The sequence below is a fragment of the Pseudomonas kielensis genome, assembly GCF_030505375.1.
GTDB lineage: Bacteria > Pseudomonadota > Gammaproteobacteria > Pseudomonadales > Pseudomonadaceae > Aquipseudomonas > Aquipseudomonas kielensis.
In genome coordinates this window covers 1,903,943-1,930,251 of the sequence record NZ_CP130043.1, presented here as the reverse complement: position 1 = coordinate 1,930,251, position 26,309 = coordinate 1,903,943, and the positions used below count along the sequence as shown (strand labels likewise).

25 protein-coding genes are annotated in these 26,309 nt (G+C 61.3%); 11 read left to right on the top strand and 14 right to left on the bottom strand.

Annotation, left to right across the window (positions count from 1 at the left end; all coding sequences use genetic code 11):
- Positions 1–191 precede the first annotated feature (191 nt).
- A complete protein-coding gene (gene betT / locus Q1W70_RS09040; protein ID WP_166590325.1) occupies positions 192–2,153 on the top strand; it encodes a choline transporter BetT in 1,962 nt (653 codons plus the stop codon).
- A 15-nt stretch (positions 2,154–2,168) separates the two neighbouring features.
- On the opposite strand, the gene Q1W70_RS09035 is transcribed toward betT, so the two are convergent.
- Positions 2,169–2,426 carry a hypothetical protein gene (locus Q1W70_RS09035; RefSeq protein WP_166590283.1) on the bottom strand — a complete coding sequence of 86 codons (258 nt, stop codon included), beginning with the start codon at positions 2,424–2,426 and terminating at the stop codon, positions 2,169–2,171.
- A gap of 295 nt (positions 2,427–2,721) precedes the next feature.
- Here Q1W70_RS09035 and Q1W70_RS09030 point away from each other — a divergent pair, with 295 nt between their 5' ends.
- Together Q1W70_RS09030 and Q1W70_RS09025 are read left to right on the top strand one after the other, a co-directional pair.
- A complete protein-coding gene (locus Q1W70_RS09030; protein ID WP_166590284.1) occupies positions 2,722–2,904 on the top strand; it encodes a type II toxin-antitoxin system HicA family toxin in 183 nt (60 codons plus the stop codon).
- A gap of 56 nt (positions 2,905–2,960) precedes the next feature.
- Complete coding sequence (locus Q1W70_RS09025) at positions 2,961–3,362, top strand: type II toxin-antitoxin system HicB family antitoxin (RefSeq protein ID WP_095167490.1); 402 nt, start codon at positions 2,961–2,963, stop codon at positions 3,360–3,362.
- 55 nt (positions 3,363–3,417) lie between these two features.
- Here the strand turns inward: Q1W70_RS09025 and tauD are convergent, their stop codons facing one another.
- The 7 genes from tauD to Q1W70_RS08990 all read right to left on the bottom strand — a co-directional run bounded on the left by tauD (position 3,418) and on the right by Q1W70_RS08990 (position 11,583).
- Complete coding sequence (gene tauD / locus Q1W70_RS09020) at positions 3,418–4,254, bottom strand: taurine dioxygenase (protein WP_166590285.1); 837 nt, start codon at positions 4,252–4,254, stop codon at positions 3,418–3,420.
- 44 nt (positions 4,255–4,298) lie between these two features.
- Positions 4,299–5,138, bottom strand: coding sequence for a taurine ABC transporter permease TauC (gene tauC, locus Q1W70_RS09015; RefSeq protein WP_166590286.1), 840 nt, complete (start codon positions 5,136–5,138; stop codon positions 4,299–4,301).
- On the bottom strand, positions 5,135–5,929 hold the full coding sequence (tauB, locus tag Q1W70_RS09010; RefSeq protein WP_166590287.1) for a taurine ABC transporter ATP-binding subunit: 795 nt from the start codon (positions 5,927–5,929) through the stop codon (positions 5,135–5,137). Before tauB ends, tauC begins: the two co-directional genes overlap by 4 nt.
- Before the next feature lie 15 nt (positions 5,930–5,944).
- The gene (gene tauA, locus Q1W70_RS09005; RefSeq protein ID WP_166590288.1) at positions 5,945–6,922 is read right to left on the bottom strand and encodes a taurine ABC transporter substrate-binding protein; all 978 of its coding nucleotides are present in this window, start codon (positions 6,920–6,922) and stop codon (positions 5,945–5,947) included.
- Between the two features lie 158 nt (positions 6,923–7,080).
- A complete protein-coding gene (gshA, locus tag Q1W70_RS09000; protein ID WP_166590289.1) occupies positions 7,081–8,664 on the bottom strand; it encodes a glutamate--cysteine ligase in 1,584 nt (527 codons plus the stop codon).
- Positions 8,665–8,875: 211 nt separating this feature from the next.
- Positions 8,876–9,259: a PaaI family thioesterase gene (locus Q1W70_RS08995; protein WP_182343087.1), complete on the bottom strand. Its 384-nt coding sequence runs from the start codon at positions 9,257–9,259 to the stop codon at positions 8,876–8,878.
- Positions 9,259–11,583 (bottom strand): Tex family protein, encoded by a 2,325-nt coding sequence (locus Q1W70_RS08990; protein WP_302098781.1) that lies wholly within the window; start codon positions 11,581–11,583, stop codon positions 9,259–9,261. Before Q1W70_RS08990 ends, Q1W70_RS08995 begins: the two co-directional genes overlap by 1 nt.
- Before the next feature lie 361 nt (positions 11,584–11,944).
- Here Q1W70_RS08990 and ompR point away from each other — a divergent pair, with 361 nt between their 5' ends.
- Positions 11,945–12,685, top strand: coding sequence for an osmolarity response regulator transcription factor OmpR (gene ompR, locus Q1W70_RS08985; protein WP_095167476.1), 741 nt, complete (start codon positions 11,945–11,947; stop codon positions 12,683–12,685).
- A 108-nt stretch (positions 12,686–12,793) separates the two neighbouring features.
- Entirely contained in the window at positions 12,794–14,107 is a 1,314-nt protein-coding gene (locus Q1W70_RS08980; RefSeq protein ID WP_166590292.1) for an ATP-binding protein, read from the top strand.
- 70 nt (positions 14,108–14,177) lie between these two features.
- Here the strand turns inward: Q1W70_RS08980 and rimK are convergent, their stop codons facing one another.
- Complete coding sequence (rimK, locus tag Q1W70_RS08975; protein ID WP_166590293.1) at positions 14,178–15,083, bottom strand: 30S ribosomal protein S6--L-glutamate ligase; 906 nt, start codon at positions 15,081–15,083, stop codon at positions 14,178–14,180.
- Entirely contained in the window at positions 15,080–15,562 is a 483-nt protein-coding gene (gene rimB, locus Q1W70_RS08970) for a retropepsin-like aspartic endopeptidase RimB (protein ID WP_166590294.1), read from the bottom strand. Before rimB ends, rimK begins: the two co-directional genes overlap by 4 nt.
- Positions 15,563–15,782: 220 nt before the next feature.
- On the opposite strand from rimB, the gene Q1W70_RS08965 reads away from it, so the two are divergent.
- Entirely contained in the window at positions 15,783–16,187 is a 405-nt protein-coding gene (locus Q1W70_RS08965; RefSeq protein ID WP_166590295.1) for an RNA-binding S4 domain-containing protein, read from the top strand.
- Positions 16,188–16,238: 51 nt separating this feature from the next.
- Here the strand turns inward: Q1W70_RS08965 and Q1W70_RS08960 are convergent, their stop codons facing one another.
- A complete protein-coding gene (locus Q1W70_RS08960; RefSeq protein WP_166590296.1) occupies positions 16,239–17,048 on the bottom strand; it encodes a phosphatase PAP2 family protein in 810 nt (269 codons plus the stop codon).
- A 100-nt stretch (positions 17,049–17,148) separates the two neighbouring features.
- Between Q1W70_RS08960 and hslO the strand changes: the two genes are divergently transcribed.
- Positions 17,149–18,051, top strand: coding sequence for an Hsp33 family molecular chaperone HslO (gene hslO, locus Q1W70_RS08955; protein ID WP_166590297.1), 903 nt, complete (start codon positions 17,149–17,151; stop codon positions 18,049–18,051).
- Positions 18,052–18,230: 179 nt separating this feature from the next.
- Positions 18,231–19,772 (top strand): phosphoenolpyruvate carboxykinase, encoded by a 1,542-nt coding sequence (locus Q1W70_RS08950; protein ID WP_166590298.1) that lies wholly within the window; start codon positions 18,231–18,233, stop codon positions 19,770–19,772.
- 73 nt (positions 19,773–19,845) lie between these two features.
- Here the strand turns inward: Q1W70_RS08950 and Q1W70_RS08945 are convergent, their stop codons facing one another.
- Together Q1W70_RS08945 and Q1W70_RS08940 are read right to left on the bottom strand one after the other, a co-directional pair.
- Entirely contained in the window at positions 19,846–20,976 is a 1,131-nt protein-coding gene (locus Q1W70_RS08945; protein WP_182343093.1) for a hypothetical protein, read from the bottom strand.
- A gap of 104 nt (positions 20,977–21,080) precedes the next feature.
- The gene (locus Q1W70_RS08940) at positions 21,081–21,368 is read right to left on the bottom strand and encodes a hypothetical protein (protein ID WP_166590326.1); all 288 of its coding nucleotides are present in this window, start codon (positions 21,366–21,368) and stop codon (positions 21,081–21,083) included.
- 422 nt (positions 21,369–21,790) lie between these two features.
- Here Q1W70_RS08940 and Q1W70_RS08935 point away from each other — a divergent pair, with 422 nt between their 5' ends.
- The 3 genes from Q1W70_RS08935 (at position 21,791) to Q1W70_RS08925 (ending at position 25,545) form a co-directional block, all read left to right on the top strand.
- Complete coding sequence (locus tag Q1W70_RS08935) at positions 21,791–23,740, top strand: RecQ family ATP-dependent DNA helicase (protein ID WP_302098780.1); 1,950 nt, start codon at positions 21,791–21,793, stop codon at positions 23,738–23,740.
- Positions 23,741–23,830: 90 nt separating this feature from the next.
- The gene (locus Q1W70_RS08930; protein WP_302098779.1) at positions 23,831–25,066 is read left to right on the top strand and encodes a 3-hydroxyacyl-CoA dehydrogenase; all 1,236 of its coding nucleotides are present in this window, start codon (positions 23,831–23,833) and stop codon (positions 25,064–25,066) included.
- A gap of 47 nt (positions 25,067–25,113) precedes the next feature.
- Positions 25,114–25,545: an acyl-CoA thioesterase gene (locus Q1W70_RS08925; RefSeq protein ID WP_166590302.1), complete on the top strand. Its 432-nt coding sequence runs from the start codon at positions 25,114–25,116 to the stop codon at positions 25,543–25,545.
- A 62-nt stretch (positions 25,546–25,607) separates the two neighbouring features.
- On the opposite strand, the gene Q1W70_RS08920 is transcribed toward Q1W70_RS08925, so the two are convergent.
- A complete protein-coding gene (locus Q1W70_RS08920) occupies positions 25,608–26,093 on the bottom strand; it encodes a glycine zipper domain-containing protein (RefSeq protein ID WP_302098778.1) in 486 nt (161 codons plus the stop codon).
- Positions 26,094–26,309: the final 216 nt, after the last annotated feature.

Sequence of the window (26,309 nt, the reverse complement as noted above, 5' to 3'; positions counted from 1 at the left end):
CCTTGGAATTAGTCCTTAGTGCCCTATCCATGTTTAACTTGAACGTTCATTCAAGTTAAACCGGTGGTTCGCTGCCCGCTCACAACAGGAGGCTTGCCTTTGCTGAGTCCGAAATTTACAGCCATGTTTTACCCACAGAAGGTGCACCGTCCATGAGTGCATCCGCTACCCCTCCCAGCGGTCAAATCCGCATGAATCCGCCGGTGTTTTATTTCGCGGCGAGTTTCATCCTGCTGTTCGGCCTGGTGGTGATCGCCTTCCCGCAGCAGTCCGGTGCCTGGCTCCTGGCGGCACAAAACTGGGCGGCCAACACGGTCGGCTGGTACTACATGCTGGCAATGACCCTGTATCTGGTCTTCGTGGTGGTCACCGCCTTGTCTGGCTACGGCAAGATCAAGCTCGGTGCCGACCACGACGAGCCCGAATTCAGTTACCTGTCCTGGGCCGGCATGTTGTTCGCCGCCGGGATCAGTATCACGCTGTTTTTCTTCTGCGTTTCCGAACCCCTGACGCATCTGTCGCTACCGCCCCAGGGCGAAGCCGGCACGGCCGATGCGGCGCGCCAGGCGATGCAGATTCTGTTCCTGCACTGGGGCCTGCACGGCTGGGGGGTGTTCGCCTTTGTCGGCATGGCCCTGGCGTACTTCGCCTACCGGCACAACCTGCCGCTGGCCCTGCGTTCGGCGCTGTACCCGCTGATCGGCAAGCGCATCAACGGCCCGATCGGCTACGCGGTGGATGGCTTTGGCATTATCGCCACGGTGTTCGGCCTGGGCGCGGACATGGGCTTTGGGGTGCTGCACCTCAACTCCGGCCTCGATTACCTGTTTGGCGTCGCGCACACCCAGTGGGTCCAGGTCGGGCTGATCACCTTGATGATGGGCGCGGCGATTATCGTTGCCGTCGCGGGTGTGGATAAGGGCGTGCGGGTGATGTCCGACATCAACATGCTGCTGGCCTGCGCGCTGTTGCTGTTCGTGTTGTTCGCCGGCCCCACCCAGCACCTGCTCAATACCTTGATCCAGAACCTTGGCGACTACCTCGGCGCCTTGCCGATGAAGAGCTTCGACCTCTACGCCTACGACAAACCCAGCGACTGGCTGGGCGGCTGGACGGTGTTCTATTGGGCCTGGTGGATTGCATGGTCGCCCTTTGTCGGGCTGTTCATTGCGCGGATCTCCCGTGGCCGGACCATCCGTGAATTTGTCTTCGGTGTGTTGCTGATTCCACTTGGCTTCACCCTGGCGTGGATGTCGATCTTCGGCAACAGCGCCATCGACCAGGTGCTCAACCACGGCATGAGCGAGCTCGGCATGTCGGCCATCGAAAACCCGTCGATGACCCTGTACCTGCTGCTGGAAACCTACCCGTGGAGCAAGACGGTGATCGCCGTGACGGTGTTCATCAGCTTCGTGTTTTTTGTGACCTCCGCCGACTCCGGCACCGTGGTGCTCTCGACGCTGTCGGCCAAGGGCGGCAATGCCGATGAAGACGGGCCGAAATGGCTGCGGGTGTTCTGGGGGGCGATGACCGCGCTGGTGACCAGTGCGCTGTTGTTCGCCGGCAGCATCGACTCGTTGAAATCGGCGGTGGTCCTGACCTCGCTGCCGTTCTCGATGATTCTGCTGTTGATGATGTGGGGGCTGCACAAGGCGTTCTACCTTGAGTCGCAGAAGAAAATTGCGCAGATGCACTCCCTGGCGCCGGTCTCGACCTCGCGCCGTGGCAAGGGCGGCTGGCGCCAGCGCTTGAGTCAGGCCGTGCACTTCCCGTCCCGCGATGAGGTGTATCGCTTCCTCGAGACCACGGTGCGCCCGGCGATCGAGGAAGTGACGGCGGTGTTCGTCGAGAAAGGGGTGAACGTGGTCGCGCAGCCGGACCCGGCCAACGACAGCGTCAGCCTGGAAATCGGTCATGGCGACCAGCACCCGTTCATCTACCAGGTGCAGATGCGCGGCTACTTCACGCCGTCGTTCGCCCGTGGCGGCATGGGCCCCAAGGAGCTGCGCAACCGCCGTTACTACCGCGCCGAAGTGCACTTGAGCGAGGGCAGTCAGGACTACGACCTGATGGGCTACACCAAGGAGCAGATCATCAACGACATCCTCGACCAGTACGAGCGCCACATGCAGTTCCTGCATCTGGTGCGTTGAGCGGGGCCGGGCTGCTCAGGTGTTGCTCATGGTCATGAACAACACCAGGGCAGCCACCGGCACGGCAAACACCATGAACCCCACCATCAACTCATGGATCACTGAGTGCCCGGCAACCATCACGCCGATGGCGCCGTTGATCGTCGTCAGCGCCAGCCACAGCACGATAAAGCTGTAGGTCAGGGTCTGTGGGCTGAAGCCCAGCTGCTGGCCGATGAACAGCATCAGCGCCAGCAGGGCCAGGCCGAAGGCGATAATGATGGTGCTGTGCATGGTTGTGCGCTCCTGTGCGTCCTATCGAGCATAGGCGTGCTTCGCCCAAATGCGGTTTAGACCTGCGTGTCGCCAGCCTGATCCAGTGCCCGCACAACCGACACATGGCGCCACGGGTTCGGGTATTTGTCGATTGGTTGGCTGAGGTGTTCGCGCAGGCGCGTTAGCCGGTGGTCTGGAAAACAATCGCTGGTTTGCGCCCGGCTGTTCTATATCTTAGTGTGTATCGTGTGTATTGATCCGTATGCCTGTCGCGTACAGTTGTCATCGACGCTGATGACAAAGGGCGAAGGTGATGCGCAGTCGAGAAATGATCAGGATGATCGAAGAGGACGGTTGGTATTGGGTGGCAACTAAAGGCAGCCACCATCAATACAAACATCCGCGCAAACCAGGGAGAGTGACGATCAAGCACCCTGACGCGGATCTGCCCAAGGGAACAATTAACAGTGTTTTGAAACAGGCGGGCCTGAAATGAACCCGCAATCTATCGATAAAAGTCCCGATGAGGGCGGATTGGAAGGGGCTATCTCCATGAAATTCCCAGTCGTGCTACACAAGGATCCCGACTCCGATTACGGCGTGATTATCCCGGATGTCGGCGGTTGTTTCTCCGCGGGTGAGACGGTTGCGCAGGCGTTGGATAACGTCAAAGAGGCACTGGCGCTGCATTACGAAGGGTTGGTCGCCGATGGCGATCCGTTACCCCAGGTGCATGAGATTGACCAACACTTCCAGAACCCGGATTACGCTGGGGGGATTTGGGCGGTGGTGGAATTTGACGTGACCCCGTATTTCGGCAAATCAGTGCGGTTTAACGCAACGTTGCCGGAGCAGTTGCTTGAGCGCATCGACCAGACCGTGAGGCGCGATCAGCGCTACAGCTCGCGTTCCGGTTTTTTGGCCGCGGCGGCTTTACGTGAGTTATCGGTTTAAACGCTGGGCCGGCCTGAGCAAAAAGCCAATCGTTGCCGCCCCGGCAACGATTCAGTTAAAACGGCACATCCCCCAGCACCGTGGCCCGATGCATCACCCGCCGGGCCGGGCGGTAGTCGTCCACTGCGAAGTGCTGGGTCACGCGGTTGTCCCAGAAGGCCACGTCGTCGGTCTGCCAGCGCCAGCGGATGGTGAATTCCGGGCGGGTGGCGTGGGCGAACAGCAGCTTGAGGATGGCTTCGCTTTCGCTGTCCGAGAGCTCATTGATCCGGGTCGTGAAACCTTCATTGACGAACAGCGATTTGCGCCCGCTGACCGGGTGCGTGCGGATCACCGGGTGTGACAGCGGTGGGTTTTTCTTGCGCGTGGCTTCCCATTGTTCGAGCGCTTGCGGGGTGTTGCCAAAGCGCTCCAGGGGGAAGGATTTGACGAAGTCGTGGGTGGCGCTCAATCCCTGCAACAGGACCTTGAGGGGCTCGGACAGGGCCTCATAGGCCGCGATGCCGCTGGCCCACAGGGTGTCGCCACCGAAGGCTGGCAGCAGCTTGGCACTGAGTACCGCGCCCAGGGCCGGCGTCGGCAGGAAGGTCACGTCGGTGTGCCAGACGGCGTTGTCGCGCACATCGGTTTGGGCAGTGTCGAGGATCAGCACTTCAGGCTGTTCCGGTACGTTGGGGTAGATCGGGTGAATGTGCAGGTCGCCGAAGTTGGCGGCAAAACGCGCCTGTTGCTCTGGGGTAATCGGTTGATCGCGAAAGAACAGCACCTGATGCTTGAGCAGGGCTTGCTCGATGGCGTCGCGCTGTTCGACGTTCAGGGGCTGGGCAATATCGACGCCACTGATCTGCGCGCCGAGGGCATGGCTCAAAGGGGTGATGGTCAGGCGGCTCATGGGGCTCTCTTCAATCCGGGTGCCGACGTGTCGGCATAGTCAATTCAATGGGTCTGGCCGTGCCACGGCACCAGTTTGCGTTGCAGGGCACGCAGGCCCATCTCCATGGCAAAGGCAATCAGTGCGATCACCAGGATGCCCAGGACCACGACGTCGGTGACCAGGAACTGCGCGGCCGACTGCACCATGAAACCCAGGCCGCTGGTGGCGGCAATCAGTTCGGCGGCGACCAGGGTCGACCAGCCCACACCCAGGCCGATGCGTACACCGGTGAGGATGTCCGGCAAGGCGCTGGGCAAGATCACGTGGCGAATCAGTTGTCCCCGGGTGGCGCCCAGCGACTGCGCGGCGCGCAATTTGGTCGGGTCGACGGTGCGTACGCCAGTGGCGGTGGCGATGGCAATCGGAGCAAAGATCGCCAGGTAGATCAGCAGGACCTTGGACAACTCGCCGATGCCGCACCAGATCACGATCAGGGGCAGATAGGCCAATGGTGGAATTGGCCGGTAGAACTCGATCAGCGGATCAAGCACGCCCCGGGCGATGCGGTTGTGACCGATGGCAATGCCCACCGGTACGGCGGTCAGCACGGCAAATCCCAGGCCCAGGCCGATACGCTCAAGGCTGGCGCCCAGGTGTTGCCACAAGGTTGCGTCCATATAGCCGCTGGTGGCCAGCAACCACCCCTTTTGCAGCACCGCCGAGGGGGGCGGCAGGAACAGTGGCTCGATCAGGCCCGTTGCGGTCACGGCCCACCACAGCGTGATCAGGCTGACCAGGGTCAGGACGCTGATCCAGCGGGTGCCCAGGCGGCGCCGCAGTGGCGGGGGGCTGGCCGGGCCGGATGTCTTGGTCGATGCAGGCGCAATCTCATAGGTACTCATGCGCGCTCCTGCCGCTGGGCGGCGCTGCGTTGCGAGAACACACGGGCAAGCACGTGTTCGCGGGTTTCGATGAAGCGCGGGTCGGATTTGATCGCCCGTGCCGATTCGCCGGCGGCATACCGCTGACCGAAATCCAATGCCAGGCGTTCGACGATTTGCCCGGGGTTGGGCGCCAGCAGAATCAGGTCGGTGGCCAGGAACACTGCCTCTTCGATGTCGTGGGTAATCAGGAACACCGGCTTGGCGGTACGTCGCCAGACTTGCAGCAACAGCTCCTGCATCTGTTCGCGGGTGAACGCGTCGAGGGCGCCGAAGGGTTCGTCCATCAGCAGCACTCGCGGGTCGGCCGCGAGGGCGCGAGCCAGGCCGACGCGCTGTTTCTGGCCGCCCGAGAGCTGCCAGATGCGTCGGCTGTCAAAGCCGGCGAGGTCGACCAGGGCGAGCATTTCCCGCGCCCGGACTTCACGCTGGGCGCGGGGGACGCCGGCCAGTTCCAGGCCGAAACCCACGTTGGCCAGCACGTCCTGCCAAGGCAGTAATGCATCGTCCTGGAACACCACGCCGCGTTCGGCACCTGGGCCTTTGACGGGGGCGCCGTCGAGGGTGATGCGCCCGGCGCTGGGTTGGACAAAACCGGCGATCAGGTTCAACAGCGAGGTCTTGCCACTGCCGGACGGGCCGAGGGCGACCAGCAGTTGCTGGGGCCCCAGGGTCAAGGAAATATCCGCCAGTACCGGCTCCGGGCTGCCTGGGTACTGTGCGCTGATGCGCTCCAGCTGTAGCAAGGCCATCGCGATGCACTCCGATCAGTGGGTGATGTATTGGGCGCTGACGTAGGGCGCGTAGTCCGGTAGCACGGCTTCGACCTTGCCTTGTTCCTTGAGGAAGGTGGCGGTGTCGGTAATGGCCTTGGTGGTCGGTGCGCCCAGGGTGATCACCTGGTCAGCCGCCAGCGGGTAGACGTTGCCTTGCAGCAGCAGCGGAATGTCGCTGGCCTTGGCCCCGGACAGTTTCACCAGCTTGTCGACGTTGCCCTGATTGGCGAGCCAGGCTTGCGGGTCTTTGCGGTAGTCGGCGTAGGCGTCGAGGGTGACTTTGGCGAAGGCGGTGACGATTTGCGGGTGCTTCTCGGCGAAGTCCTTGCGCACGATCCAGGCGTCGAAGGTCGGAGCGCCGAACTTGGCCAGTTCGCCGGAAGTGATCAGCACCTTGCCGTTTTCCTTGGCGACGCCCAGGGCTGGGTCCCAGACGTAGGTGGCGTCGATGTCACCCCGTTTCCACGCGGCGATGATCGCTGGCGGAGCGAGGTTGAGTACGGTGACTGTCGACGGATCGATGTTCCAGTGCTTGAGTGCGGCGAGCAGGCTGTAGTGACCGGTGGAGACAAAGGGGACGGCGATCTTTTTGCCGACCAGGTCTTGTGGGGTCTTGATCCCGGAACCGTCGCGGGCGACCAGGGCTTCGGCGCCGCCGATCTGGGTGGCGATAAGGAACGTCTGGACCGGAACTTTGCGGGTGATTGCCGCAGTCAGCGGGCTGGAACCCAGGTAGCCGATCTGCACGTCGCCGGAAGCGATGGCGGCGATGATGTCGGCACCGTTGTCGAATTTGCGCCAGTCGATCTTGGCGTTGGTGGCTTTTTCGTAGGCGCCGTCGGCCTGAGCCACTTTGGCCGGGTCAACGGTGGTTTGGTAGGCGACGGTGACGTCGGCCGCCTGGGCGAAAAAGCTCGCCGCGGCCAGGGATGCGGCCGCCAGGAGGCGTAGGGGGAAGTGCAGTTTCATCATCAAGTCCTCATCAGGCGGCCGGGATTTCGGCGAGTGATGAGACTAAATGATCTAAGAATTCGAAAATAAATAACTTTTTCGAATTAGCTTATGAGGCAAAAGATCGCAGTCTGTGGGCGTTGCCGCAGGCTGCGATCTTTTTCCCGGGGTGTCGCTTAGTTACTGATCGCCAGAATACTCGCCTGATACGCGCCGACAAACACATCAAAGTCGCCGACCTCGTTCTGCTCCAGCTCGGTTTGCTGCTCCAGGGACGCGCGGGCCGCAGCTTCGAAACGGGCCTGCTCTGCAGCCGGCAGCGGTTGGCTGCGGAAGAACTCGGCGTGGGCCTGGCTCTGGCGCAGGGAGAACTGGGCGAAGCTTTCCTTGTGTTCGTTCATCGCCGCCAGCACTTGGGCGGACGGGGTCAGGGACGTGTCCTTGACCTTTGCCAGTTGCGCATCGAGGGCTTTGCTGTGGGTGTCAGCGCCATGGCTCTGGTCCAGCAATGCGGCCACGGGGGCGATTTTTTCCAGCAACTCGAAGGCCCATTCCTTCATGTCCACCGGCTGTCCATCGCGCTGCAGTTGCAGGCCCGGACGGCGACCGTCCTTGACCACGCTGAGGAAGTTCGAGGTGGCGTTGCTGCAGGTGTTGCTGGTCAGCAGCGGGCTGTCGTTCAGCGCGCAGTACAGCAGGAAGGCGTCGAGGAAGCGTGCTTCGGGCAGGTCGATGCCGGTCGGCAGGAACGGGTTGATGTCCAGCAGGCGCACTTCAACGTACTGGATACCCCGGGCCATCAGGGCCTGGATCGGTCGCTCGCCGGTGTAGGTCACGCGTTTGGGGCGAATGTTGGAGTAGTACTCGTTTTCGATCTGCAGGATGTTGGTGTTGAGCTGGACCCATTCACCGTCCATGTGGGTGCCGACTTCCACGTAGGGTGGGTAGGGCGTGGCCACGGCTTTGCGCAGGCTGTCGGTGTAGCTGTTCAGATCGTTGTAGCAGGGCGTCAGGCCGGCCTGGGCGTTGCTCTGGTAACCCAGGTCGCTCATGCGCAGGCTGGTGGCGTAAGGCAGGTACAGGGTGTCGGCGTCCAGTTGTTCCAACTGGTGCGAGCGCCCGCGCAGGAAGCCGGCGTCGAGTGCCGGCGAGGCCCCGAACAGGTACATCAGCAACCAGCTGTAGCGCCGGAAGTTGCGAATCAGGGCGATGTAGGCCGAGGATTGATAGTCGCGGTCGGTGCCGACAAACCCTTCGGATTCCTTGAGCAGCGGCCAGAGTGTCTCCGGCAGCGAGAAGTTGTAGTGAATCCCGGCAATGCACTGCATGGTCTTGCCGTAGCGCAGGGCCAGGCCCTTGCGGTAGACGTACTTGAGCTGACCGATGTTGGAGGTGCCGTAGTAGGCGATCGGGATATCTTCCTCGGCCGGCAACGGGCACGGCATCGATGGACTCCACAGGTACTCGTTGCCGAGCTTGCTGTAGGCAAAGCGATGAATGCTGTCCAGGCTCGCCAGGGTATCTGCCGGGTCCGGCAGGGCAGGCGTGATGAACTCCAGCAGCGATTCGGAATAGTCGGTGGTGATTTGTTCGTTGGTCAGCGCGGAACCCAATTCTTCCGGGTGCGGCGTTTGCGCCAGGCGACCTTCGCTGGTCACGCGCAGGCATTCACGTTCGATGCCGTGAAGGCACTGTTCGAGCAGAGAGAGGTTAGCGCGCTCACCGAGCAGAGCCAGGCGGCGGTTGAGAAGTTCGCTCAAGTTGGATTCCTTCACGCGTCAGTCGCCCCAATATGGGGGTGGGCAAGACGGTCTACAAGGGTGAAGTGGAAACTGGCGTTTTCGCCTGGTTTTTCGAGCTGCACAGGCCATGTGCCGGTCAGTCAGCAACTGCACAATCCCTGTGGGAGCGAGCAAGCTCGCTCCCACAGGTTGCGTTGCGCTGAAATTAACCCAAATCGATGAGCGGCATCTATAGGACAGCGAATGTGCCTTGTGCTTTTGCGACCAGTTTGTCGCCTTGCATCACGTCGGCCTCGACCACCAACGTGCGCCGGCCCGGGTGCAGCACCCGGGCCGTGCACAGCACCTCGCCGTCCGAGACGGCGCGGATGTAGTTGATCTTGCACTCGATGGTCGCGCTCTGCTGGTCAAAGCCATGGACGCTGGAACAGGCCAGCCCCATGGCAATGTCCACCAGGCTGAACAGAGCCCCACCGTGCAGTTTGCCCCCTCGATTGCGCAGGTCGGGCGCAAGGGCCAGGGCGACTTGCGCCACCCCGGTTTCCAGGCCGTGCAAACGGCAACCCAAGAGCTTGAAAAAGGCGCTTTCGGACAACCCGGCAGGGACCTCCATCAGCGCTTCTTCAACTGCTTGGCGTTGGCAAACAGCGACGCCATGGCGTTGTTGCTTGGCGCGGTCGCCGGGGTTTCCTTGCGCGGTGCAGGGTTCGAAGACTGGCGTGGGGCCGAGCCTGGTCGTGCACCACGGGCGCCGTCGATCTTCTCGCCCGGGGTGTCGCTCATGCGCATCGACAGGCCTACGCGTTTGCGCGGGATGTCGACTTCCATGACCTTGACCTTGACCACGTCACCGGCTTTCACCGCTTCCCGTGGGTCCTTGATGAACTTCTCGGAAAGCGCGGAGATATGCACCAAACCGTCCTGATGCACGCCGATATCCACAAACGCGCCGAAGTTGGTCACGTTGGTGACCACGCCTTCGAGGATCATCCCCAACTGCAGGTCCTTGAGGTCTTCGACGCCTTCCTGGAACTCTGCGGTCTTGAACTCGGGACGCGGGTCGCGGCCAGGTTTTTCCAGCTCTTGCAGGATGTCGGTGACGGTCGGCAGGCCGAAGGTTTCGTCGGTGTATTTCTTCGGGTCCAGGCGCTTGAGGAAGCTCGCGTCGCCGATCAGCGAGCGGATATCACGGTCGGTCTCAGCGGCAATGCGCTGTACCAGCGGATAGGCTTCCGGGTGTACTGCCGAGGAGTCCAGCGGGTTGTCGCCGTTCATCACGCGTAGGAAACCTGCGGCCTGTTCGAAGGTTTTTTCTCCCAGGCGGGCGACCTTCTTCAGTGCGGCGCGGGTCTTGAACGCGCCGTGTTCGTCGCGGTGGCTGACGATGTTCTGCGCCAGGGTCGCGTTGAGGCCGGAGATGCGCGCCAGCAGCGCCACGGAGGCGGTGTTGACGTCGACCCCGACGGCGTTCACGCAGTCTTCGACCACCGCGTCCAGGCCGCGCGCCAGTTTCAGCTGCGAGACGTCGTGCTGGTACTGGCCGACGCCAATCGACTTCGGATCGATCTTCACCAGCTCCGCCAACGGGTCCTGCAGGCGCCGGGCAATCGACACCGCGCCACGGATCGACACGTCCAGGTCCGGGAATTCCTTGGAGGCCAGCTCCGAGGCCGAGTACACCGATGCGCCCGCTTCGGAGACCATGACCTTGGTCATTTTCATCGCTGGGTATTTTTTGATCAGGTCGGCGGCCAGCTTGTCGGTTTCCCGGCTGGCGGTGCCGTTGCCGATCGCGATCAGGTCAACCGAGTGCTTGGCGCACAAGGCCGCCAGCACCGCGATGGTCTGGTCCCACTTGTTGTGCGGCACGTGCGGGTAGACCGTGGCGTGGTCGAGCATCTTGCCGGTGGAGTCGACCACCGCGACCTTGCACCCGGTGCGCAGGCCCGGGTCCAGGCCCAGGGTGGCGCGCGGGCCGGCTGGGGCGGCCAGCAGCAGGTCGTGCAGGTTGTGGGCAAAGACGTTGATGGCTTCGGTCTCGGCGCCGTCACGCAGCTCGCCCAGCAGGTCGGTTTCCAGGTGGGTGTAGAGCTTGACCTTCCAGGTCCAGCGCACCACTTCGCCCAGCCATTTGTCGGCCGGGCGGTTCTGGTTGGCGATGCCGAATTGCTGGCCGATCATGCCTTCGCACGGGTGCATGGTGCCCGGCAGTTCGTCGCCGACTTTCAGCGCCGAGCTCAGGATGCCTTCGTTGCGGCCACGGAAAATCGCCAGGGCGCGGTGCGACGGCATGCTCTTGAGGGGTTCATCGTGTTCGAAGTAATCGCGGAACTTGGCACCTTCCTCCTCCTTGCCGGCGATCACGCGGGCACTGAGGGTGGCTTCCTGCTTGAGGTAGCTGCGCAACTTGTCGAGCAGGTTGGCGTCTTCGGCAAAGCGTTCCATGAGGATGTACTTGGCGCCTTCGAGGGCTGCCTTGACGTCGGCCACGCCTTTCTCGGCATCGACGAAGCGCGCGGCTTCGGCGTCTGGCGTGAGGGTCGGGTCGTTGAACAGGCCGTCGGCCAGCTCGCCGAGGCCGGCTTCCAGGGCGATCTGGCCCTTGGTGCGGCGCTTCTGTTTGTACGGCAGGTACAGGTCTTCGAGGCGGGTCTTGGTGTCGGCGAGCTTGATGTCACGCTCGAGTGCCGGGGTCAGCTTGCCTTGCTCCTGGATGCTGGCCAGGATGCTGATGCGCCGTTCGTCGAGTTCTCGCAGGTAGCGCAGGCGCTCTTCCAGGTGCCGCAACTGGATGTCATCGAGGCTGCCGGTCACTTCTTTCCGGTAGCGGGCGATGAAGGGCACTGTGGAGCCTTCATCGAGTAGCGCGACGGCCGCTTCGACCTGTTGTGGGCGGACACCGAGTTCCTCGGCGATGCGGCTGTTGATGCTGTCCATAAAACCACCTGACAAATTGTGAAAGCAGGCTCGCGGGCGCAGTGACTAGGCCCGGCGAGTCTGGTTGAGCGGCCTGGCCTGCGCCGCTACCTGGATCAATAGGCATCCCATTGACCCGTGAAATCGAAAAATTACTGCCCGGCGCGGAAAAATAATAAGCCGCCGCAGACGGTAACGATCTGACGTTGCCTGACACAAAAGGCCGCGCATTATAACCAGCGTTCCGTGCTTCGGGGGCTAAAGCAACCTGTAGGCACAATGCCTGTATTGCTGGCGGTAGAGGAAAAATCTGCTAACAATGCACACGGTGCGTATAACGACAGCTACGCCATAATGCGCGCCGAGATCAAAGGAGCATCCAATGAGCAGCACTGCACAAACTGCTGAAGGCGAAAAAATTCTAATCGTTGACGACGATCCGGGGCTCAGCAGCCTGCTGGAACGTTTTTTCGTCAGCAAGGGCTACCGTGCCCGCGCCGTACCGAACACCGAACAGATGGATCGTCTGCTGGCCCGTGAAGTGTTCAACCTGGTCGTCCTCGACCTGATGCTGCCCGGCGAAGACGGCCTGACCGCTTGCCGCCGCCTGCGTGGCGCAAACAACCAGATCCCGATCATCATGCTCACCGCCAAGGGCGACGAGCTGAGCCGCATCAAGGGCCTGGAGCTGGGCGCCGATGATTACCTGGCCAAGCCGTTCAACCCGGACGAGCTGATGGCTCGCGTCAAGGCCGTCCTGCGTCGTCAATCGACTCCGGTGCCGGGCGCGCCGGGCAGCGAAGACGAAAGCGTGAGCTTCGGCGACTACGAGCTGTCCCTTGCTACCCGCGAACTCAAGCGCGGCGATGAAGTACACATGCTCACCACCGGTGAGTTCGCGGTCCTCAAGGCGCTGGTGATGAACGCGCGCCAACCGCTGACCCGCGACAAGCTGATGAACCTGGCCCGTGGCCGCGAATGGGATGCCCTGGAGCGTTCCATCGATGTACAGATCTCCCGCCTGCGCCGGATGATCGAACCTGATCCCTCCAAGCCGCGTTATATCCAGACTGTCTGGGGTGTGGGCTACGTGTTCGTTCCGGACGGCACTGCGACCAAGTGATCTGTCATTTGTAGGAGCGAATCGGCCGGATAGTGTGTTATCCGGTTGATTCGTGATCCGCAACTCTGCGAGTCTCTCTCGCTCCTGCAAAGTGTGTAGCTGTCTCCTATGAAAACCCCTGTGTGGTTCCCCCAGAGTTTCTTCTCCCGCACCCTCTGGCTGGTGCTGATCGTCGTGCTTTTTTCCAAGGCGCTGACCCTGGTTTATCTACTGATGAACGAGGACGTGCTGGTGGATCGTCAATACAGCCACGGTGTCGCCCTGACACTGCGCGCGTATTGGGCCGCCGACGAAGCCAACCGAGCTGAAATTGCCGATTCCGTGGGATTGATCCGCGTGGTGGGCGCTGGCGTGCCCGACGGCGAGCAGCATTGGCCCTACAGTGAAATCTACCAACGACAGATGCAGGCCGAACTGGGCGGCGACACCGAGGTGCGCCTGCGCATGCACGCGCCGCCAGCGCTCTGGGTGCGGGCGCCGAGCCTGGGCGATGGCTGGCTGAAAGTACCGCTGTACCCGCATCCGCTGCGGGGCCAGAAAATCTGGAGCGTGCTGGGCTGGTTCCTCGCCATCGGACTCTTATCCACCGCCTCGGCGTGGATTTTTGTCAGCCAGCTCAACCAGCCCCTCAAGCGCCTGGTGGATGCCGCCCGGCAATTGGGGCAGGGCCGCAGCGTGCGGCTGCCGATCAGCGACACACCCAGCGAGATGGCCGAGGTGTACCGGGCCTTCAACCAGATGGCCGAGGATGTCGAGCAGGCGGGGCGTGAGCGTGAGTTGATGCTGGCGGGAGTGTCCCATGACCTGCGTACGCCCTTGACCCGCCTGCGCCTGTCGCTGGAACTGATGGGTGGCCACAACGACCTGACGGACGACATGGTGCGCGACATCGAGGACATGGACGCGATTCTCGACCAGTTCCTGGCATTCATTCGTGATGGTCGCGACGAGTCGGTGGAGGAGGTCGACCTGAGCGACCTGGTGCGTGAAGTGGCTGCGCCCTACAACCAGAACGAAGAACGCGTGCGCCTGCGCCTGGAGCCGATCCAGCCATTCCCGCTGCGTCGGGTGTCGATGAAGCGCCTGCTGAACAACCTGATCGGCAATGCCTTGCATCACGCGGGCAGCGATGTGGAGGTGGCGGCTTACGTCTCGGGGGATGTCAGTGCGCCGTACGTGGTGCTGAGCGTCATGGACCGCGGGGCCGGCATCGACCCCGCAGAGCTGGAGGCGATCTTCAACCCGTTCACCCGGGGTGATCGTGCCCGGGGCGGCAAGGGCACTGGGTTGGGGTTGGCCATCGTCAAGCGCATCGCGTCGATGCATGGCGGCAATGTCGAGCTGCGCAACCGTTCCGGTGGCGGCCTGGAAGCGCGGGTGCGGTTGCCGTTGGGGTTGATGCTGCCTCGGGACGCGGTATAGGCGCAGCTTCAAGCTTCAAGCTTCAAGCGGCAAGAGAGGAGCGGCATAGGTCCTCTCTTGCCGCTGTCGTTTACCCTTTCCCTTTGGTCCGGGTCATGTTCGGACCACCGTTTTTCTCCAGGTGCTGGATGATTATCCCCGCCACGTCCTTGCTGGTGGTGGTTTCGATCCCTTCCAGGCCCGGCGAGGAGTTCACTTCCATCACCAGCGGTCCGTGGTTGGAGCGCAGGATGTCGACCCCGGCCACCGCCAGGCCCATGACCTTGGCCGCACGCAATGCGGTCATGCGTTCTTCGGGAGTGATCTTGATCAGGCTGGCGCTGCCGCCCCGGTGCAGGTTGGAGCGGAATTCGCCTGGCTTGGCCTGACGTTTCATCGCTGCAATCACCTTGTCGCCGACCACGAAGCAGCGGATGTCCGCGCCACCGGCTTCCTTGATGTATTCCTGGACCATGATGTTCTGCTTGAGGCCCATGAACGCCTCGATCACCGACTCGGCGGCGGTCGCCGTCTCGCACAGCACCACGCCGATGCCTTGAGTCCCTTCCAGTACCTTGATCACCAACGGCGCGCCATTGACCATGTCGATCAGGTCAGGGATGTCGTCCGGGGAGTGAGCAAAACCGGTGACCGGCAGGCCGATGCCACGGCGTGACAGCAGTTGCAGCGAGCGTAGCTTGTCCCGCGAACGGGCGATGGCCACCGACTCGTTGAGCGGGAACACACCCATCATTTCGAACTGGCGCAACACCGCGCAACCATAGAAAGTCACCGACGCGCCGATCCGCGGGATCACGGCGTCGAACCCTTCCAGGGGTTTGCCGCGGTAGTGGATCTGCGGCTTATGACTGGCAATGTTCATATAGGCGCGCAGGGTATCGATCACCACCATCTCATGGCCGCGTTCGGTCCCGGCTTCAACCAAACGACGAGTGGAATACAGACGCGGGTTCCGCGACAGCACAGCGATCTTCATGCAACACCTGTGGAGGAGAGAGTGGACACCGGGAACACCGGCTTGTCTTGAACGTACTTGATGCCGGGATTGACCACCAACTGGCCGTCGACCAGAGCCTTGGAGCCGAGGAGCAGGCGATAGCGCATGGATTTGCGGCAGGCGAGGGTGAACTCGACTCGCCAGACCCGATCGCCGAGTGCCAGGGTGGTGCTGATCACGTAGCGCACCTGCGCGTGACCATTGGAGCTCTTGATGGTTTTTCGTGTCACCAGCGGTGCTTCACAGCGACGATGGCGCAACTGCACCACCGTGCCCAAGTGTGCGGTAAATCGCACCCACTTCTCGCCGTCGCGCTCGAATGGCTCGATCTCGGTGGCGTGCAGGCTGGAGGTGCTGGCACCGGTGTCGATTTTGGCGCGCAGGCCCGCGACCCCCAGATCAGGGAGCGCCACCCACTCGCGCAGACCGACAACGGTCAAATGGTCAAATGTCTTCAAATGTGCTCAACCGGTGAGATACCCGCTCGCACCGCAACGCGGCCGAATGGGCGGTATTCACGCAGAATAGTGGTTAAAAGGCGACAGATATCTACAGCCTGGATTGCCGCTCCTCATGTGCGGCCCGAGGAGGTGGTGCATTGTATGCTGCGGCGGTGAAATTCATGGCATGACAGAAACGGTAGTACAGTTCAGAAATATTTCAGAATGAGGAAAACCCATGGCACAAAAAAGCGAAGAGGACGACAAAGTCCGTCTCGATAAGTGGTTGTGGGCGGCGCGCTTTTACAAAACCCGCGCGCTGGCCAAGGCCGCCATCGAGAGTGGCAAGGTGCATTGTCGAGGGGAGCGCTGCAAGCCGGGCAAGGAGCCACGCATCGGTGACGAATTGCAGATCCGCGTCGGGTTTGAAGAGCGCACGGTGGTGGTGCAGGCACTATCGATCGTTCGGCGTGGTGCCCCGCAGGCCCAGGCCTTGTACGCAGAGACCGACGCCAGCATCACCAAGCGCGAGAATGCCGCGGCACTGCGCAAGGCCGGCGCCCTGAGTGTCACCACCGACGGCAAGCCGAGCAAGAAACAGCGTCGTGACCTGTTCAAGTTTCATGGCAGTAGCCACGAATAGTGAACCAAGGATTGCCACCAGCAGGTGGCGATCCTTGCAGCGATCATTCATTCAGCCGGCAGGAACGTTTCGCACCACGCTCATCCGCGAAATCACCGGCAACTGGCCCAGCAACTTGAAAAGTGGCGCGGTCAGCCGCATAAAGAACTCGGACGCCCTGGCAGCGAATGGCGTGTAGTAACCCCAGCCCAATGCCCAGACCGCCAGCAGCATACCGCCGATGTAATCGTCCTGGCCCCAGTGGGCGCCAGCTACCAGGCGCGGCAGCATGAACAGCAGGGCCAGGCTCCAGATCGTCAGCCATTGCCCCAGAGTCCGGCTGAACAGGCTCATGAACAGTGCCCAGATAATCAGCACCGAGGCATGGTCCCCGGGAAAGCTCTGGCTGGAACGGTCCTTGAGCTCCCAGGTCTTTTCCAGGCCCGGGAAGTAGTCGCTCATTTGCACCGCGCCGGTGATCACCATCGATGGGCTCTGGTGTTGCCAGCCCAGGTGCGCGGCGACTTTGGAGAACAGGGTACGGATCACCAGCATCAGCAGCAGAATGGCGAAGAAGCCGAAAAAAGCACGGCGCACATCGCCGGCCTTGAACACCCAGTTGCCGCGAATCAACAGTACCAGCAGGATGATCCCGACCACTGCGTCAAAGGGTCTGAGGCTGGCGACCGCCCAGATGTGCAACCAGGTTGGGCTGGTTGCCAGGGGGTCATTGAGTAAATGAAAAAGCCACTCGTCGAAAATCACACACAGCATCTGTCCCGCAGGCCATAACCAGAAACCCAGCAGGGCCAACGGGACTAAATTACACAGCGTCAATCGGCCGAGGTCCCACCTTGCTTGGAACAGACTCGGATTGTTCATAAAATGCCTCCCATGGCGATAAATCACGCACCAAAATAGTGCGAAGGACTGATTTTCGGCCCTTGCACACATTTTGTCATCACTTCAGATACCCAGACCTATGACTGATCTACCGGATACCGACTACACCCAGCGCTTCATCTTTGATGACAGCGATACCCGTGGCGAACTGGTTGCGCTGGAGCGCAGCTATGCCGAAGTCCTCGCTAAACACCCCTATCCGGAGCCGGTGGCGCAGATGCTTGGCGAGCTGATGGCGGCGGCGGCGTTGCTGGTCGGCACCTTGAAGTTCGATGGTTTGCTGATCCTTCAGGCGCGTTCCGAAGGCCCGGTGCCGCTGTTGATGATCGAGTGCTCGAGCGAGCGGGAAATCCGTGGCCTGGCGCGTTATGAAGCCGACCAGATCGCCCCTGACGCGACCCTGGCAGACATGATGCCCAACGGCGTCCTGGCATTGACCGTCGACCCGACCCAGGGCCAGCGCTATCAGGGCATCGTCGACCTCGATGGCGCGACCCTGTCGGAATGCTTCACCAATTACTTCGTCATGTCCCAGCAGGTCGGCACCCGCTTCTGGCTGCATGCCGATGGCCGTCGCGCCCGTGGCCTGCTGCTGCAGCAACTGCCGGCCGACCGCCTGAAAGACGAGGAAGAGCGGGCCGCCAGCTGGCAGCACATCACGGCGCTGGGCGGCACCCTGACCGCTGATGAACTGCTCAGCCTGGACAACGAAACCGTGCTGCACCGTCTCTACCACGAAGAGCAGGTGCGCCTGTTTGATGTGCAGAAATTGCGCTTTCGTTGCAGCTGTTCCCGCGAGCGTTCCGGCAATGCGCTGGTCAGCCTCGGCCTGGAAGATGCCCAGGCGTTGGTCGTCGAACACGGCGGCAATATCGAGATCGATTGCCAGTTCTGCAACGAACGCTACCTGTTTGACTCGGCGGATATCGGTCAATTGTTCGCCGGTGCGGGCGTGGATACACCGTCAGATACTCGCCACTAAAACGTTTCAGCGCAGGTGAATTCACTGCTTTGTGCCGGATTAACGCCGTACTGACGGGAGGACCCTACTCTTTTCAGGCTTTTCTGGCATAATCCGGCCCACTTTTTTCGCGGTAGTAGTGCAGGACTTTCTACTACAAAACGTTTGGAGCACTCGGCCACTGGCCGACGGGGAACCTCATGACGCAAGCCAATAACGCCGTGTACACCGATCTGAGTGTTGATGATCTGGTTAAAGAAGCCTTGAGTCGCGGTGAAGGCGAGCTTGCCGATACCGGCGCGCTGGTAGTTCGTACTGGTCACCGTACCGGCCGTTCGCCAGTTGACCGTTTCATCGTGGAAGAGCCAACCACCCAGGATGCCATTGCCTGGGGCCCCATCAACCGCAAGTTCCCGGCCGACAAGTTCGATGCCCTGTGGGCTCGCGTTGAGGCATTCAACAACGCGCAAGAGCATTTCGTTTCCCACGTCCACGTTGGTGCTGCCCAAGACCACTACCTGGCCGTGAAGATGACCACCCAGACTGCCTGGCAGAACCTGTTCGGTCGTTGCCTGTTCATCAACCCGGAGCAGTACAACCCGGCCGGTCGTGATGAGTGGCAAGTGCTCAACGTGGCCAACTTCGAGTGCGTGCCAGAGCGTGACGGCACCAACTCCGATGGTTGCGTGATCATCAACTTCGCCCAGAAGAAAGTGCTAATCGCCGGCATGCGTTACGCCGGTGAAATGAAAAAAGCCATGTTCTCGGTACAGAACTTCCTGCTGCCAGCCGCTGACGTGCTGCCAATGCACTGCGCCGCCAACATCGGCGAAGCAGGCGACGTGACCCTGTTCTTCGGTCTGTCGGGCACCGGTAAAACCACCCTGTCGGCCGATGAAAGCCGTTACCTGATCGGTGACGACGAGCACGGCTGGGGCGAAGGCGTGGTGTTCAACATCGAAGGCGGTTGCTATGCCAAGTGCATCGACCTGTCCGAGAAGAACGAGCCGGTTATCTGGAAAGCCATCAAGCACGGTGCAGTCCTGGAAAACGTCGTGATCGACGACGCCAAGCACGCCGACTACGCCGATGTCAGCCTGACCCAGAACAGCCGCGCCGCGTACCCGCTGGAGCACGTTGCCAAGCGTTCCGAGCAGAACCTGGGTGGCGAGCCAAACGCTGTGATCTTCCTGACTTGCGACCTGACCGGCGTCCTGCCGCCAGTCTCGATCCTCAACGAAGAACAAGCGGCCTACCACTTCCTGTCCGGCTACACCGCTCTGGTGGGCTCGACTGAAATGGGTTCGGGCAGCGGCATCAAGTCGACCTTCTCCACCTGCTTCGGCGCACCGTTCTTCCCGCGTCCGGCTGGCGAATACGCAGAGCTGCTGATCAAGCGCATCCGCGGCTTCGGCTCCAAGGTCTACCTGGTCAACACCGGCTGGACCGGCGGTGGCTACGGCGTCGGCAAGCGTTTCAACATCCCGACTACCCGTGCGGTGATCGCAGCGATCCAGAGCGGCGCTCTGATCGGTACCGAGACCGAGCACCTGGATACCATCAACCTCGACGTGCCAGTGGCCGTACCGGGCGTTGAGACTGGCCTGCTGAACCCACGCAACACCTGGGCTGACGTAGCCGCCTACGACGAAGCTGCCAAGGCCCTGGCCGGCCTGTTCATCGAGAACTTCAAGAAGTTCGACGTGAGCGACGCCATCAAGGCTGCAGGTCCTAAGTTGTAAGTGTTGGTCTGATGCATAAAGAGCCGCCCCTAGGGGGCGGCTTTTTTGTGCCTGTGATCGAAGCGCTGCACACTCAGCGGATATCCAGGTAGCTGGACTGCTCGAATGTCAGTTTCGCACCCAGCCCTGCCGTTGGCTGCAGGGGCGCGCCCTGGACCGACGAGAAGGCAGTGCCGTTGCTGCCATGGGAGACGTAACGCTCGCCTTGTTCCTGTTCGGTGAAGTAGGTGTAGGACTCTTGGCGCATCAGCACGTAATGGGCGTCGGCTTGGCTGATGGCGTTGTGGTGGTTCTGCAGATCGGCAGTCGTAAGGTTAAGCATCTTGTCGAGCTTCACGCCCCAGCGGGTCAGGCAGCGCTCGGCGAAGTGGCGCACGATCAGGCCTGGCTCCGGTAATTGTTTCGGGCCAGAGGTGCCCTTGAGGGAAGCGTTCCCGACCAATGTTCCGTGGCGACCGGCCATGGGGTAGACATGGGTCCTGGTGTTGCTGTGTGTGAGGGGGACGACGCAGGAAAACCCTTTGGAGCGTTCGTCGCGGGCAAAGAACCCCACATACTCTTTGACGTTGGCGCCAAGTGTCACTCGTTCAGGCTGAAAGTTCATGGGGCCGGGTACGGGGTCGACGGCGAATATATTGACCGGCACCTGTTTCAGTTCAGGATCATTGAGCATCATGTTGGCCAGCATGTGACAACTTACTGCGCCGCGACTCCAGCCAACAAGATTGACGCAAGTGGGGATAATGCCGTCCTTGCGGAACAACTTGATGATCTGCTCCTGTAACGCCTGTTGGGTGACAGTCCGTTCGCCGTAGTTGTACTTGCGCCAGAACCATGAGCCGACGGTTTCAACGTCTTCAATGGGAATGCCGGCAGCTTTCAGGCGGTCGTATTCTTCTTTGGTTAGTTCAAGTCGTTGCCAGGAAGTCTTGCCCTTGATGAGTTGCAGGGCGTGCTTGACGTTTTCTTCCCAGCCACTGCCGAACAGACTTCCGGAGATGCCGTACTCTTCGGACTTGTAAAACATTTCATCGGCTTGCAAGTTGCTGGTGCCGGGGCCGTCGATCACCGCCCATTCGGCAAACTCACGGCCACGCTCGTGGTTGGCGAGGGTGGAAACAAGTTCGCCATTCCAGTACGTAGTATTCGTAGCGTCAAATTTAGTCGAGCCGGTACCGCAGAAATATACGGTCAATGTAGTCATTGGAAGTTGCCTTAATCTATTTAATGAATGGGCAGATTAAGTTTGAACAACTCAGCATGGAAGGTGCTTAGTGTTGCTGGATTTTTAGTGTGTTGTGGATAACTTCAGTTTTGTTTTGGCAGGCGTTGTTGCAAAACTTCAAGCACGTCACTGCCGTCTTGAATCAACAGGTATAACGCGTTCACGATATGCGGAATATCCTTGACGTCCGCCTGGTTGAAACACAGGCAGTAAAAAGTTTCCAGCAAGTTGCTGGCCGCGCGGATGCGTTGTTGAGCGGCCTCAAGCAGGGCCTGGGGAGTGGCCTGGGTGTCGATGACCAGGACCGGGGTATCGCCGGCGGTAGAGCTCAGCTGACGATAGCGCTCGAAAGACGGAGTTAAGGTGCTCATGGGCTCGGTTCCGGTAGGCATTTGCGACATCGCGCGGCAAGGGGCGGTTGTGCCGTGCAGCAAACTATAGGGAGTGCTGGCAAGGCGCAGCAAGATGGCCTGCATGGACGGCTGTTGTAGGGGATTTACACGACGATCGGACGCCGGCCTACAGGCGTTTCGCGGTTTTTTTGGGCGGTTGGCCACGACTCGGGTTTCCCACGTGTCGGGCAGGATTGAAGCCTGGTGTGACGGCGTCAGCTCGACAAAGTTGAGTAGGATGTTTCGCATTGAAATGCGTGACTCGTGAGAGTTGCAGCGTCGCGGGAAGTGGGACGTTCTCCCTGTATCATTCCGTATCTTTTTATCCCCGACCTTTTCTCGACGTGCTGCGCTCGCCCGCTAGGCTTTTGGCACTGCAGCCGTCAATGGAGTGACCGCTCATGCACAACACCCTCGAACAGGTCTTCGGTTATCCACAGTTTCGTCCCGGCCAGGAGGCGGCGGTCAGCGCGGTGCTGGCCGGGCGCTCGGCGGCGGCGATTTTCCCCACCGGTTCCGGCAAGTCCTTGTGTTATCAGTTGCCGGCCCTGCTGTTGCCCCACCTGACACTGGTGGTCTCGCCGCTGCTGGCGCTGATGCAGGATCAACTGGCATTCCTGCAACGCCACGGCATTGCCGCCGCCAGTATCGATTCGGCACAGAGCCGTGATGACGCCAGCGACGTGATGGCGCGGGCGCGCAGTGGCGAGTTGAAGATCCTGATGATTTCCGTGGAGCGCCTGAAGAACGAGCGGTTTCGCAATTTCCTGCAGCAGGTGCCGATCTCGCTGCTGGTGGTGGACGAGGCGCACTGCATTTCCGAGTGGGGTCATAACTTTCGCCCCGACTACCTGAAGCTGCCGGACTACCAGCGCCAGTTCAACATCCCCCAGGCCCTGTTGCTGACGGCTACCGCCACGCCCAAGGTCATCGCCGACATGCAGGCCAGGTTTGCCATTGCTGCCGACGATGTGGTCACCACCGGCTTCTACCGGGCCAACCTCAATCTGCTGGTGGAGCCGGTGCGTGGCCAGGACAAGCGGCGGCGTCTGGTGCAGTGGTTGGGCGAGCGGGCCGGGCAGCCCAGCATCGTCTACGTGACCTTGCAGAAAACCGCCGAACAGATCGCCCAGCACCTGAGCCAGCACGGGCTCGCGGCCGAGGCCTATCACGCCGGGTTACCCCATGATCAGCGCGAAGCGATACAACGCCGGTTCATGGCTGGCCAGTCCAATTGCATTGTCGCCACCATCGCGTTCGGCATGGGGATCGACAAGAGCGACATCCGCAACGTGGTGCATTTCGACCTGCCCAAATCCATCGAAAACTACAGCCAGGAAATCGGTCGGGCCGGACGTGACGGCGAGCCCTCCGATTGCCTGGTGCTGGCCAATCGAGACAGCCTCAACGTGCTGGAAAACTTCGTCTATGGCGACACCCCGGAACTCGATGGCATCCGCTGTGTGCTCGATGAACTGCAAGCCTGCGCGCCGGACGGGCAATGGGAGTTTTTGCTGGGGCCGCTGGCCGATCACAGCAACATCCGCCAGTTGCCGCTCAAGACCTTGCTGGTTCAACTGGAACTCAAGCGCCTGATCGCTGCGCGTTATGCCTACTTTGCCGAGTACCGGTTCAAGTTTGTACTGGAGCCCGAGGCGCTGCTGGCGCGGTTTACCGGCGAGCGCCGAGACTTTGTCGACGCCATCATCCAGACCTCAAGCCGCGCGCGAACCTGGGTCACGGTCAATTTCGACGCGCTGTACCTGCAGCACCAGGCGGAGCGCAACCGGGTGGTCAAGGCCCTGGATTATTGCCAGGAGCAAGGCTGGATCGAGCTGGAAAGCAAGCAGACGACCGAGGTCTACAGCCTGCTCCAGAGCGATTTCGATGCGCAGGCGCTGAGCCTGGAACTGCATGGCTATTTCACCCGGCACGAACGTACGGAAGTTGCGCGGATCCACGCCATGCTCGAGTTGTTCGCCACTGAACATTGCCTGGGTTATCGCCTGGCGCAGTACTTCGGTGACAACCAGGCGCCGCAGCAATGTGGGCATTGCTCGGTGTGCCATGGCCAGGTTGCCCGCCTGCCGGCTCCCCCCGAATTGCCGGCGCTGGCGGATAAAGACTTCGAGGCCCTGTGCGGCGACTTCATCCGCAGGCACCAGGGTTTCAACGCTCAGGTGCCGAGCGCGGAACGGCTGACGCGGTTTTTGTGTGGCATCAGCGTACCGCTGTTTACCAAGCTCAAGGCCCGGGCCATTCCGGGGTTTGCGGCGCTGGAGGCTTACCCCTACGCCGAGGTGCGCAGTTGGATCGAGCACCATCTGCCCGCAGGAACATCCATTTGCTGAATGTCGCCCATCAGCGCAATAGGCTTCAAAAAGCCTGCTCAGCTGACTATGGTGATCGCTGTCCAAGGTTCACCAACAAGAGAGCAAACAATGAGCCAGACGCCACTCCAGATTCAGCGTGCCGCCGTGATCGGCGCCGGCACCATGGGCCGTGGCATCGTCATGTGCCTGGCCAATGCCGGGGTGCCGGTGCAGTGGGTCGACAACAATCCGCAGATGCTCGACCAGGCGCTGACGGCCATCGCCCAGACCTGGGCGCACAACGTGCGTCAGGGCCGCATCGACCAGGCCGAGGCGGACGCGCGCATCGCCAGGGTCACGGCCGCTGCGGACTACGCGGCGATCAGCGAGGTGGACCTGGTGATCGAGGCGGTCTACGAAAACCTCGAACTCAAGCAGCAGATCTTTCGCCAGCTCGACGGTCTGCTCAAGCCCCAGGCAATCCTGGCCAGTAATACCTCGGCCCTGGATATCGACGCCATTGCCGCGGTCACCCAGCGCCCGCAACAGGTACTGGGCCTGCACTTCTTCAGCCCCGCGCACATCATGAAACTGCTGGAAATCGTCCGTGGTGCGCAAACCGCCCCGGCGGTGCTGCAAGCCGCCAAGGCCCTGGGCGACCGCATGGGCAAGGTCAGTGTGGTGGCGGGTAACTGCTTCGGCTTTATCGGCAACCGGATGCTTAATACCTACGTGCTCGAGGCACGCAAAATGTTGCTCGAGGGCGCGTTTCCCTACCAGGTCGATGCCGCGTTGCAAGGTTTCGGGTTTGCCATGGGGCCGTTTCGCATGTACGACGTGGTCGGCATCGACCTTGGCTGGCGCGCCCGCGAGTTGGCCGGTGTCGGCCAGGATGAGGATGAAATCCAGGTGGATAACCGCCTGTGCGAGCAAGGACGTTTCGGGCAGAAGAGCGGCAATGGCTACTACCACTACGAACCGGGCAGCCGTCAGGCTGAGCACGATCCGCAGGTAGACGCGCTGGTCCTGCGGGTCAGTGAGCAGCTCGGGTATCAACGCCGCGAGATCGGCGCCGAAGAGATCCTTGAGCGCTGCCTGCTGGCACTGGTCAACGAGGGGGCCAAGATTCTCCAGGAAGGCATCGCCGAATCTGCGCGGGACATCGACCTGGTTTACCTGAACGGTTACGGGTTCCCGGCGGACAAGGGCGGGCCGATGGCATGGGCTGACCAGCAAGTGCTGGCCGCTATCGAGGCGCGACTGTTGCGTCTAGAAGCCGAGCAGGGCGCCTTGTGGAAACCTGCCGGGATCATCCGCGAACTGGTCGCCAGCGGCGGACAGCTGGCGCGGTACCAGGCTGACTGAACGCCGCGCAGCCACTACACTGCCAGCCCCTTTGCACGAGAAACCCCATGACTGACCGCATGCCCCAACGTGCCGACTACCGGCATTTCCAGCCGATCATTACCCGCTGGCACGACAACGATGTGTATGGCCATGTGAACAATGTGACCTACTACAGCTTCTTCGACACGGCGGTGAACACCTACCTGATCGAAGTGGGTGGCCTGGATATCCATGACGGCGAAGTGGTCGGGTTTGTGGTGAGCTCGGCGTGCGATTACTTCGCCTCGATCGCGTTCCCCGAGCGCATCGAGATTGGCCTGCGAGTCGGCAAGCTGGGCAACAGTTCGGTGCAGTACGAACTGGCCGTGTTCAAGGCCGGTGAGGAGGACGCCTGTGCGGCGGGGCGCTTTGTCCACGTGTTTGTCGATCGGGCCTCGAACCAGCCGGTGACCATTCCTGCCGGGCTGCGTGAGGCGCTGGAGCGATTGCTGGCCTGAAACGAAAAATCGCAGCCCGAGGGCTGCGATTCTTTACGCGGGATTTGCGTGAGGCGACGGGGTCAGTCGCGATAATGCTTGTGCTTGCGATGCCCATAGGCATGGCCACGGCCCGGGTGACCGTGACGGTAGTAGCGACGGTCATCGTGACCACCGCGGTAGCGACGATCGTTACGGTCGTCGTCATCGCTTTTGTTGCCCATGTAGTTACCCAGCGCGCCACCGGCACCGCCGCCGGCTGCTGCGCCGATCAGGCTGCCCGAGGTACCGCCGACGCTGCGACCGACCACGTTGCCGCCGGCTGCGCCCAGCGCACCACCGATCGCGGCTTCGCCACGGCTGCGTTTGTCGGCGCCCACCGCACTACCACCCGCACCGCCCAGTGCGGCACCAATGGTTGAGCCAGTGCTGCCGCCCAGTGACTGACCGACGACCGAGCCAAGAACCCCGCCCAATGCGCCGCCCACACCGGCTTCGGTGGTGCCTCCAGCTGACGCGACGCCACTGATCAGGCCAAGGGACAACAAGAGAATCGAGGAGAACTTCATAGAGGAGCCTCAGAGGGATGACGCCGCGATCCTGAGGCTGTGACGGGATGGTTACAATCGAAATCCGACGAGTAACACGACCTTCTCACATTTTGCTAAGTTGTTGTTTTTACTACGGAACTTAATTGATTTTTGCAGGTCTTTAACTACTTGGGACAGGCCGCTTTGCTAACAAAGCGGCCTTTTTTGTGGGCGTTGGTTAAGCGCAGGCGAGCG

What these genes read in the sequence shown, in the direction of transcription:
- Q1W70_RS08940 (WP_166590326.1), bottom strand. Translation starts at nt 21,368, where the DNA reads ATGAGCACCTTAACTCCGTCTTTCGAGCGCTATCGTCAGCTGAGCTCT.
- Q1W70_RS08930 (WP_302098779.1), top strand. Translation starts at nt 23,831, where the DNA reads ATGAGCCAGACGCCACTCCAGATTCAGCGTGCCGCCGTGATCGGCGCC.
- Q1W70_RS08920 (WP_302098778.1), bottom strand. Translation starts at nt 26,093, where the DNA reads ATGAAGTTCTCCTCGATTCTCTTGTTGTCCCTTGGCCTGATCAGTGGC.
- Q1W70_RS08995 (WP_182343087.1), bottom strand. Translation starts at nt 9,259, where the DNA reads ATGGAGGTCCCTGCCGGGTTGTCCGAAAGCGCCTTTTTCAAGCTCTTG.
- Q1W70_RS09030 (WP_166590284.1), top strand. Translation starts at nt 2,722, where the DNA reads ATGCGCAGTCGAGAAATGATCAGGATGATCGAAGAGGACGGTTGGTAT.
- Q1W70_RS08980 (WP_166590292.1), top strand. Translation starts at nt 12,794, where the DNA reads ATGAAAACCCCTGTGTGGTTCCCCCAGAGTTTCTTCTCCCGCACCCTC.
- Q1W70_RS08935 (WP_302098780.1), top strand. Translation starts at nt 21,791, where the DNA reads ATGCACAACACCCTCGAACAGGTCTTCGGTTATCCACAGTTTCGTCCC.
- rimK (WP_166590293.1), bottom strand. Translation starts at nt 15,083, where the DNA reads ATGAAGATCGCTGTGCTGTCGCGGAACCCGCGTCTGTATTCCACTCGT.
- Q1W70_RS08990 (WP_302098781.1), bottom strand. Translation starts at nt 11,583, where the DNA reads ATGGACAGCATCAACAGCCGCATCGCCGAGGAACTCGGTGTCCGCCCA.
- tauC (WP_166590286.1), bottom strand. Translation starts at nt 5,138, where the DNA reads ATGAGTACCTATGAGATTGCGCCTGCATCGACCAAGACATCCGGCCCG.
- ompR (WP_095167476.1), top strand. Translation starts at nt 11,945, where the DNA reads ATGAGCAGCACTGCACAAACTGCTGAAGGCGAAAAAATTCTAATCGTT.
- Q1W70_RS08925 (WP_166590302.1), top strand. Translation starts at nt 25,114, where the DNA reads ATGACTGACCGCATGCCCCAACGTGCCGACTACCGGCATTTCCAGCCG.
- tauD (WP_166590285.1), bottom strand. Translation starts at nt 4,254, where the DNA reads ATGAGCCGCCTGACCATCACCCCTTTGAGCCATGCCCTCGGCGCGCAG.
- Q1W70_RS09035 (WP_166590283.1), bottom strand. Translation starts at nt 2,426, where the DNA reads ATGCACAGCACCATCATTATCGCCTTCGGCCTGGCCCTGCTGGCGCTG.
- Q1W70_RS08960 (WP_166590296.1), bottom strand. Translation starts at nt 17,048, where the DNA reads ATGAACAATCCGAGTCTGTTCCAAGCAAGGTGGGACCTCGGCCGATTG.
- Q1W70_RS08950 (WP_166590298.1), top strand. Translation starts at nt 18,231, where the DNA reads ATGACGCAAGCCAATAACGCCGTGTACACCGATCTGAGTGTTGATGAT.
- Q1W70_RS08945 (WP_182343093.1), bottom strand. Translation starts at nt 20,976, where the DNA reads ATGACTACATTGACCGTATATTTCTGCGGTACCGGCTCGACTAAATTT.
- hslO (WP_166590297.1), top strand. Translation starts at nt 17,149, where the DNA reads ATGACTGATCTACCGGATACCGACTACACCCAGCGCTTCATCTTTGAT.
- tauB (WP_166590287.1), bottom strand. Translation starts at nt 5,929, where the DNA reads ATGGCCTTGCTACAGCTGGAGCGCATCAGCGCACAGTACCCAGGCAGC.
- Q1W70_RS08965 (WP_166590295.1), top strand. Translation starts at nt 15,783, where the DNA reads ATGGCACAAAAAAGCGAAGAGGACGACAAAGTCCGTCTCGATAAGTGG.
- betT (WP_166590325.1), top strand. Translation starts at nt 192, where the DNA reads ATGAATCCGCCGGTGTTTTATTTCGCGGCGAGTTTCATCCTGCTGTTC.
- tauA (WP_166590288.1), bottom strand. Translation starts at nt 6,922, where the DNA reads ATGAAACTGCACTTCCCCCTACGCCTCCTGGCGGCCGCATCCCTGGCC.
- Q1W70_RS09025 (WP_095167490.1), top strand. Translation starts at nt 2,961, where the DNA reads ATGAAATTCCCAGTCGTGCTACACAAGGATCCCGACTCCGATTACGGC.